Genomic DNA, 8,021 nt, shown 5'->3' with positions numbered 1-8,021 from the left:
TGGCCATTCTTGACGGTCCGTTCGGAGGTGCAGTCAGGGCAGGGCAGCATAGGCATCGTTGCGTAGCTTCTTAATCACCCTAACAAATTCATCATTACCTCTAGAGTTCTACCAGTTTTTGTTTGTTCACTAAACGTATCAAAGCAAGGGAGAGTCACCTCAGGGGCAGCGTTACAATTTCAAGCCAAAACGCCTTAATCTGTTTCACTGTGTGAGACAGCTGCTCTAAATCGGCCGCCTTCACCACATAGCAGTTACTCTGGCTGGCATAGCTCCGCAAAATATCTTCACTGCGATCAGACTCCGTGAACACAATCACCGGAATCCGCTTGAGGTGAGGCGTCGTCTTGATAGTAGTAAGAATGTTGTGTCCGTCGTTTTCCGGCAGTTCGAGCCCGGGCAGATCGAGATCGAGCAGAACTAAATCGGGGCGGGGGGCATAGGCGTACTCGCCCCGCTGCAGCAGGTAGTCGATCGCCGCCTCCCCACTCACGACAATTTCGAGGTGATTCTGGGACAGGTTGCTCCGCGAATCGCTGTCAGACTGCTGGCTCAGAACCTGCTGAACCACCTCAACATGGGCTGGGTTGGGGTCAATGACCAGAATGAAGCGTTCTCGTTCTAGGTCTTGCATGGGGTCATCGCCAAGGGCAGGTTTAGGTTCGGCTAAGATCCATCAACGCATCTCGGATCAAGCACTGGGTGGGCCGCGCATCAAACCTTAATACTGAACACTAGCGATAAACGGCAGAAAATGGCTGTTGTGCGGAAGGTTGTAAGTTTTACGCCCCCAACGGCTGCTGCTCTAGGTTGAGGTAGACCTCAGGGTCAAAATCACGCCTTTTTGCCCTATTCAATGGGGCTGAGAATTTGGCTCAGCAGCCGCAGCTGGTCGGCGTTGCCCATGCTGATCACCATGTCCCTGGGGTAAAGGCGAGTATCGGCACTGGGGGCAAAGATCAGCATTCTGTCGTCTCGGCGAATGGCCAAAATCAAGGCCCCAGACTGGCGACCTAGCTGTGCCTCAGCCAGGGTTTTGCCAATGATCGGACAGCTCTCGGGCAGCAGCAAAAACTCCTCGACATAGACCGTGCGTTCGGCTCCGGTGAGCATGCCGTCTAAGAAATCTACTACCTGGGGCCGCAGGGCCGCCGCCGCCATCCGCTTGCCGCCGGTAATGTAGGGCGACACCACGACATCGGCCCCGCCCCGCTGCAGCTTGAGAATGGCCTCTTCGCTGCTAGCCCTGGCAATGGTGCGAATACCGGGGGCTAGGGTCTTGGCCGAGAGCACAATGTAGAGATTTTCGGCATCGGAGGGCAGGGCCGCCACCAAACACCGGGCTCGCTCTACCCCAGCCTGGAGCAACATTTGGTCTTGGGTGGCGTCCCCCTGAAGCGTGACGTATCCCAACTGTTGGGCGCTTCGCACTGCGCCATCATCAGAGTCGACCACGACAAAAGGAATGTTCTCTGCCAGAAACTCTGTGGCGACCTGGCGACCTGTACGGCCGAGGCCACAGATAATATAGTGGCCCTGCATAGACTCCATAAATCTGCGCCGCTTAAGTGAGCGAAATCCAGCCTGAAAGTGCCCCTGCACAATCGCCTCGGTGAGGTTATTGAGGATGTAGGCAATCACGCCTACCCCCGTCATGATCAGCAGGATCGTAAAGAGGCGGCCCCTGGGGCTCAGTGGGTTCGTTTCCCCAAAGCCTACAGTTGACAGGGTAATCACCGCCATGTAGACCGAGTCTAACCAGCTCCACCCCTCCACAAAGTGGTACCAGAACACTCCCGCTACCATCACACAGCCCAGGGCGATCGCCCCGCGAATCAGGTGTTGCTGGGTGCGCCGGTAGTTTTCCTCAACAATCGTTTCGCCATAGCGGGGGCGGTTAAGGCGCACAGGGGTTGACCACTAAAACTTGGCTCTAAACATTTACTGGCTCTAACGCACGGCCAGCCTTTAAGCTACCGTAGCCGTAGCCGCTCTAGACTTTAAAAGTAAAGCGCCCTGGGGTTAGCCAGGGCGCGCCGTTTCCACCTGGAGAAGATTTAGTCAGCCAAGCGCACTCGTCCAGAGCGAATATTGTCAAACACCTGGTTGATGTACTGACGATCGCGGGCGGTCAACAGGGGATTGCTCAACATCGCCGTCGATAGGCTCAGATGGTCGCGGCGGCTCAACGTCCCTTGCTCTATGGCAACGCTAACAAGCGACTGAATATCTGGGGCGGGTAGAGACGACACCATGATTGCAAATCCTCAATTCAGGAGTGACGATAGTAGAAGCTCGCAGGGTGATACCACAGGCTGCGTTGTAGCCCTTGCTACATTTTCATGCTTCCTTCAGCATGCCCAATCTCTAAACACTACGGTTGAGCGACCGGTAAAGATTCAGTAAACCTGTATTAAAGCTTGGTCAACGACAGATTCTCCACAGAAAAGCTACGGAAAAACAGCGCAAAACAAGGAGCACCACATGGAAATTCATCGGGTAGCGGCCTTTAGCGACAACTACATCTTTGTGCTCCACGACATCGCTCAGGGACAGGCGGCTGTGGTTGACCCCGGCGACGCCGAGCCGGTGCTTCAGACCCTAAAGGAGCTGGGCGCAACGCTAACTGCCATTTTCAATACCCACCACCACAGCGACCACGTGGGCGGCAACCGCCAGCTGCTAGAGCGATTTCCCCAAGCCCAGGTCTACGGTGGCGCTGAGGATCGGGGTCGCATTCCTGGGCAGACCCACTTTTTGCAGGAGGGGGATTGGGTGCAGATCTGCGATCGCCAAGCCGAGGTTATTTTCGTGCCCGGCCACACCTACGCCCACATTGCCTACTACCTAGCTCCGGCCACACCCAACGATTGGGGAGAACTCTTCTGCGGCGACACCCTGTTTGCCGGAGGCTGCGGTCGCCTATTTGAGGGCACCCCTCAGCAGATGGTTGAGTCGCTAGGCAAGCTGCGTCAGCTGCCCGACACCACCCGGGTGTGGTGCGCCCACGAGTACACGTTGAGCAACCTCAAGTTTGCCGTCACTGTGGATGGCACCAATGCTACCCTGCAACAGCGGCTGAAACAGGTGCAGGCTGCCCGCGCCCAAGACCAGCCCACGGTGCCCACTGAGCTAGGGCTCGAAAAGCAAACCAATCCCTTCCTCCGGTGGGATCAAGCCAGCCTACAGCAGGCGATGAACAGCACCTCGACAGTACAGACCTTTGCCCGGCTGAGGGGCAAAAAAGACCTGTTCTAAGCTCTTGCCTGGGAACGGTTGCTATACAATCACAACAGCAGCACATCCTGGGGTAAACCACCCTAGACCACAACTATTTAGAAGGGCGACACCTGGCTATGATGCTCAAATCGACTACTCGGCATGTTCACATTTACACCGCCATTGTTGCCAACAACGAGCTGGTACCCAGCGACGACAAGCTCACCCTAGACATTGACCCCGACAACGAGTTCAACTGGTCTGAAGACGCCATCAAGGCTGTCTATGCCGAGTTTGATCGACTGGTCGATGCCGCCGCTGGAGAAGATTTGACCGACTATAACCTGCGCCGCATCGGCTCCGATCTGGAACATTTTATCCGACAGCTCCTGCAGCAGGGAGCCATTAGCTATAACCTCAAGAGCCGCGCCCTCAACTACAGTATGGGCCTGCCTCGGGTTGAGGCCGATAAGTCAGCTAGCTAGGGCTATCCCCGGCATTCCCCCAGATAGTAACCGTCGTAGAAAAATAGGTAAGGTATTGCTCCAGACCTGGCGCTAGTCGAGGTTAGCTAGGCTGGGGCTAAAGATTCTGGCATTGAATAGGCTGGGGTTAGATACCATGAGAGATTAAGAGCTGTTTACCTGCCTCAAACGGATCGTGATCCAGTGCTCTAACCCATCCTGTCGGTCGGTTTCGACCCCCCCTGCCAGCCACTGTAAGGTTTGCCAAACCCCTCTGCTGTATCGTTTTTTGCTGGCGGTCGGCGATGGGCCGCTAACGGGGCGCTCTGGTACGCTGATAGCCGGGCGCTTTTTGGTCTGGGGCGAGGGTCAAAAACGGACCCAGGGGAAGCATCAACTCTGGCTCGACACCCGGCCCGACACCCCTCCCCCTCCTCTAGAGAAGATTCCAGCCCCGGTGATGGCTTATCTAAAGCTGTTTCACTTGGCCCAGCAGATTCCTCGCCCCTATGCCTACCTCACCTCAGAGCAAACTGGGCTATCAGCCACGGTGCTGCTCTTGGACAATGCGCCCATCGCTATGCGGCTGCATCCCCAGGCTAGTGAGGAGAAAGGATCTCCTCCGGGGCAAGGAAAAATTGAAGCCGCTGTCCTACCTTCCCTAGCGCAACGGTGGCCAGAGGGTTCACCATTGCAACAGCTCAACTGGCTACGGCAGGTAGCAGCCCTATGGCCAACGCTAATGGAAGAGCAGTTGGCCACCACCCTTCTCGAACTCGATGATCTGCGGGTAGACGGGGCGCTACTGCGGCTCACCACGCTGGTGGCCGACGATCCTAGCCCTACCCTGACCCAGCTGAGCCAACGGTGGCAGTCGCTGGTGGCTACGGCTCAACCCCAGGTGCGCGCCTACCTCAGCTGGCTGTGTAAGGCTCTCAAAGAGGGGAAATTAGCGTCTGATCAAGAGCTGGTAGCCGAACTGGAGGGAGCCATTCATACCCTGGCCCAGGGGCTGCTGGTGACGGTAGATTGGGCGGCGGATACCGATCAGGGGCCAACCCGCGATCGCAACGAAGACGCCTGCTACCCCGAGAAAGACTCGCGCCAGCAGCGCCTACCGGTCTCTGCAGACAGCGTTGAGACCCTGCCGCTGCTGCTAGTGTGCGACGGCATTGGTGGCCATGAACAGGGCAATGTGGCCTCCCAAACAGCTATTAAGCTGCTTCAGCAGGAGTTAGAACCCCTCACTCAGCAGGCTTACCCGTCTCCGGGGGCGATTGCTCAGCGTCTCAGACAGGCGCTCATTTTGGCTAACGATGCCATCTCTGCCCGCAACAACGACGAGAATCGCTCAGCCCGCGCCCGGATGGGCACCACCGTAGTGGTGGCTCTGGTGCATTTCCCCTACGTGTCTATCGCCCACATTGGCGACAGTCGCGCTTACCGAATCAGCCCCTACACCTGCTACCAAATCACCGTTGACGACGACGTTGCTTCCCGAGAAGCCCAAATGGGCTATGCCCTCTACTCAGAGGCCGTCCAGCTGCCCAGCGGTGGGGCACTCATTCAAGCGTTGGGCATTAGCGACTCGGGGCAGCTATACCCCTCCGTACAGCATCTACTGCTTGACGACCCGACGGTGTTACTGCTCTGCTCTGATGGTCTCAGCGACTACGATCGCGTCGAAATCCTCGCGCCCTACCTGGTAGCGCCGCTAACGACCGCCGCTAGCCCTCTCAGCCCGGTTGTAACCGCCCTAATTCAGCAGGCGAACCGGCTCAATGGCCACGATAACGTCACGGTTGGGCTAATGCGGTTTATGCCCCAGCTCGGCCCGCTGCCGATCCTGCCTGGGGGCTCCCTACGGCAGGCAGACCATGCTATCCCCAGCGTTCTCAGGGCTCCCGTTGCCGACGGTGCAGCCGCAACGCCGTCAACCCGGCTGGTGGCTCCAGTCTCACCAGCCGATTCAACCCCGGTCCCGAGTCGGTCAGGCTTTCCTTGGGTGCCCTTTTTAGGGGGCGTTGGTATAGTGCTCGCCGCGCTAGCAGGCGTGGGTCTAGCCTTGAACCGCAGTTCCTCCGAGGCCGTTGCTTTCCGGCCAATGGCCTCCTCAGGGTTGGGACCGGCCCTGAAGGGGCGACCGCTGCCAGAGGCTGCCTTGGCCGCCATTGTTGAGATTGCTGTTGGCTCCTTTTGGCAGTCTGCCCCGCCTTTGAGTGCAACCGGTAACAGTGAACTGCTACAGCTAGGCCAACAGCCTGCCTTGAGTGCGGCGGAAGAGACTCGAGCCGTAGCCACAGGCAGTGTCCTTAGGGTTGTCAGTCGCCAAACCACGGCGGACAATGTCGATTGGGTGCGACTACGGGTCTGCTCAATCCCCTCGGGCGAGTCCCTTGACCAGCAACCTCAGGAAACCAATCAATCCCCTTCGGCCCTGCCTACCGCCCCTAACCTGGGTCAACGCTTATTGGCGCCGGGGGAAGAGGGTTGGGTGCAGACTCGCCAGATCTACGGAGCAGGCACGCTGCTAAAGCTAGTCACCCCAGCCCAAGCGGGTCGCTGCACGCCCTAGTCGCCTCCCCTCATTATCCCTTGGCCCTATGCCCTAGGCCTGCCTATGCCGTCATTCGATGACCTTACCCTGTGCCTCGCCATCGATCGCCTTACCCAGGCCGACTCTACCCACTACGCCATTTGGGTATTAGAGAGTCCGTTTCCGGGCGGCTATGCCCACCACGATCGCCTCTGGGATAGCCAAATGGCCCAGATTTGGGAGAGTTGGCAGCAGTTTTTTTCGCTGCGGGGGCTGCCCCAGGTGCCCCACGTGCCCTCAGCCTACGTGCCCCAGTTTCACCTCGACGATTTGCTCGACCGGGTGGCTCCGGCGGCGGAAGCCGGTGGCTACACTGGGCGGCTGATGCAGGGGCTGGGGGTCAGCCTGTGGGAGTGGCTGTTTGACGGTCCCATTCGTCAGACCTTAGAGCGCAGCCTGGGCATGGCGATCGGCCAAAACCGCCCGCTGAAGTTGCGGCTAGAGGTGCGCCCGCCCGAACTGATCAGCCTGCCCTGGGAAATTATGCAGCCCCAGCCCGGCTGTCCAGCGCTGTCGCTGGGACCCCAGGTTTTGTTTAGCCGCACCGCCAGTGCCGTCGAACCGCTGCCTGATGCGGAGCTCGACATCTCGTTGCGAATTCTGCTGGTGCTGGGTCAAGACGACCCTGGCATTACCGCTGGAGGTGCCGAGCAGGTCTTACAACTGCCCCAGGAAGCCGAGGCCCTGAAGCAGCTGCTGGAACTGAGCGCCTCGCGATTGAGCTACCAGGGGGCGAGTCCAGTGGTTTGCCAGGTGCAAACCCTGCTAGAACCTGACGCAAAAACACTGCTTACAGCCCTGGAAACCGGCTATTTCAACGTGTTCTTCTACGCGGGTCACGGGGTACCTGCCCCCGACGGCGGGATGCTATTTCTGCGCCAGGGGGGCAGCCTCAGCGGCACGGAGCTGGCCCAGGGGCTGGCCCACAACGGCATTCGGCTGGCGGTGTTCAACACCTGCTGGGGAGCCCAGCCCGACCTGCAACAGCAGCAGGTCATCCCCCGCAGCAGTCTAGCGGAGGTACTGCTGCACCACGGGGTGCCGGCGGTGCTGGCCATGCGCGACTCCATTGCCGACGAGGAGGCGCTAAGTTTCATTCAGGTGCTGGCTCGGGGGTTAGCTGAGCGACAGCCGGTCGCTCAAGCGGTGGCCTTGGCTCGACAACACCTGCTGACGGCCTACCGCTTCAACCACCCGGCCTGGACGCTGCCGGTGCTGTACCAGCACCCCCAGTTTGAAGGGCATCTGCTGCGCGAGGCGGCCCTGGCTGTGACCCAGCTGCCAGGACAAGACCTGCGCATGACCCAATCGGTAGTGCTGCGCTGCCTGGCCACCCCGACTCGCCTATGGCGCCTCTACGATGGTTATCTGCGGGTGGGGCGACTGCCCGACAACGACTTGGTCATTTTGGAGCCCTGGGTCTCGGGGCAGCATGCGGAAATATTCTGCCGCACGCAGTTTGAGAATGGCATACAGGAGACCCACTATTATCTGCGCGATCGCTCCCGCTATGGGTCGTACTACTTTGACAACCACGGCTGGCACCACGTCCACCGGGCCGAGGTGCCCCTTACCCTGGGCACGGCAATTCGATTTGGCAGTCCTGAGGGCGAGCTAATGGAATTTACCCTCGAGGGTAGCCCCAAATCGTCCCCGCCCTGCTAAGGAACCCAGGAAATTGTTCACCCCGTACGGAATCCCCTAGCAGCGCGGTGTATCCACAATCATCAGGTTTCGTTAAC

Annotated in this window: 7 protein-coding genes; 4 read left to right on the top strand and 3 right to left on the bottom strand. The window is 58.9% G+C overall.

Annotation, left to right across the window (positions count from 1 at the left end):
- Positions 1-154 precede the first annotated feature (154 nt).
- The 3 genes from H6F75_RS24485 to H6F75_RS24475 all read right to left on the bottom strand — a co-directional run bounded on the left by H6F75_RS24485 (position 155) and on the right by H6F75_RS24475 (position 2,255).
- The gene (locus H6F75_RS24485) at positions 155-634 is read right to left on the bottom strand and encodes a response regulator (RefSeq protein ID WP_190755429.1); all 480 of its coding nucleotides are present in this window, start codon (positions 632-634) and stop codon (positions 155-157) included.
- A 215-nt stretch (positions 635-849) separates the two neighbouring features.
- Positions 850-1,908 (bottom strand): NAD-binding protein, encoded by a 1,059-nt coding sequence (locus H6F75_RS24480; RefSeq protein ID WP_190755427.1) that lies wholly within the window; start codon positions 1,906-1,908, stop codon positions 850-852.
- Between the two features lie 149 nt (positions 1,909-2,057).
- Positions 2,058-2,255, bottom strand: a complete 198-nt coding sequence (locus tag H6F75_RS24475) for a hypothetical protein (protein ID WP_190755425.1) — start codon at positions 2,253-2,255, stop codon at positions 2,058-2,060.
- 229 nt (positions 2,256-2,484) lie between these two features.
- On the opposite strand from H6F75_RS24475, the gene gloB reads away from it, so the two are divergent.
- From gloB to H6F75_RS24455, 4 genes are all read left to right on the top strand, one after another.
- A complete protein-coding gene (gene gloB, locus H6F75_RS24470; RefSeq protein WP_190755423.1) occupies positions 2,485-3,258 on the top strand; it encodes a hydroxyacylglutathione hydrolase in 774 nt (257 codons plus the stop codon).
- A gap of 98 nt (positions 3,259-3,356) precedes the next feature.
- The gene (locus tag H6F75_RS24465) at positions 3,357-3,704 is read left to right on the top strand and encodes an NAD(P)H-quinone oxidoreductase subunit M (protein ID WP_190755421.1); all 348 of its coding nucleotides are present in this window, start codon (positions 3,357-3,359) and stop codon (positions 3,702-3,704) included.
- A 175-nt stretch (positions 3,705-3,879) separates the two neighbouring features.
- Positions 3,880-6,258: a protein phosphatase 2C domain-containing protein gene (locus tag H6F75_RS24460; RefSeq protein ID WP_190755419.1), complete on the top strand. Its 2,379-nt coding sequence runs from the start codon at positions 3,880-3,882 to the stop codon at positions 6,256-6,258.
- Positions 6,259-6,303: 45 nt separating this feature from the next.
- A complete protein-coding gene (locus H6F75_RS24455) occupies positions 6,304-7,944 on the top strand; it encodes a CHAT domain-containing protein (RefSeq protein ID WP_190755417.1) in 1,641 nt (546 codons plus the stop codon).
- Positions 7,945-8,021 lie beyond the last annotated feature (77 nt).

It is taken from the genome of Nodosilinea sp. FACHB-131 (assembly GCF_014695395.1).
In the GTDB taxonomy this organism is placed as follows: domain Bacteria; phylum Cyanobacteriota; class Cyanobacteriia; order Phormidesmidales; family Phormidesmidaceae; genus Nodosilinea.
This window is presented reverse-complemented; position numbering and strand designations above follow the sequence as displayed.

What these genes read in the sequence shown, in the direction of transcription:
- H6F75_RS24485 (WP_190755429.1), bottom strand. Translation starts at nt 634, where the DNA reads ATGCAAGACCTAGAACGAGAACGCTTCATTCTGGTCATTGACCCCAAC.
- H6F75_RS24475 (WP_190755425.1), bottom strand. Translation starts at nt 2,255, where the DNA reads ATGGTGTCGTCTCTACCCGCCCCAGATATTCAGTCGCTTGTTAGCGTT.
- gloB (WP_190755423.1), top strand. Translation starts at nt 2,485, where the DNA reads ATGGAAATTCATCGGGTAGCGGCCTTTAGCGACAACTACATCTTTGTG.
- H6F75_RS24465 (WP_190755421.1), top strand. Translation starts at nt 3,357, where the DNA reads ATGATGCTCAAATCGACTACTCGGCATGTTCACATTTACACCGCCATT.
- H6F75_RS24455 (WP_190755417.1), top strand. Translation starts at nt 6,304, where the DNA reads ATGCCGTCATTCGATGACCTTACCCTGTGCCTCGCCATCGATCGCCTT.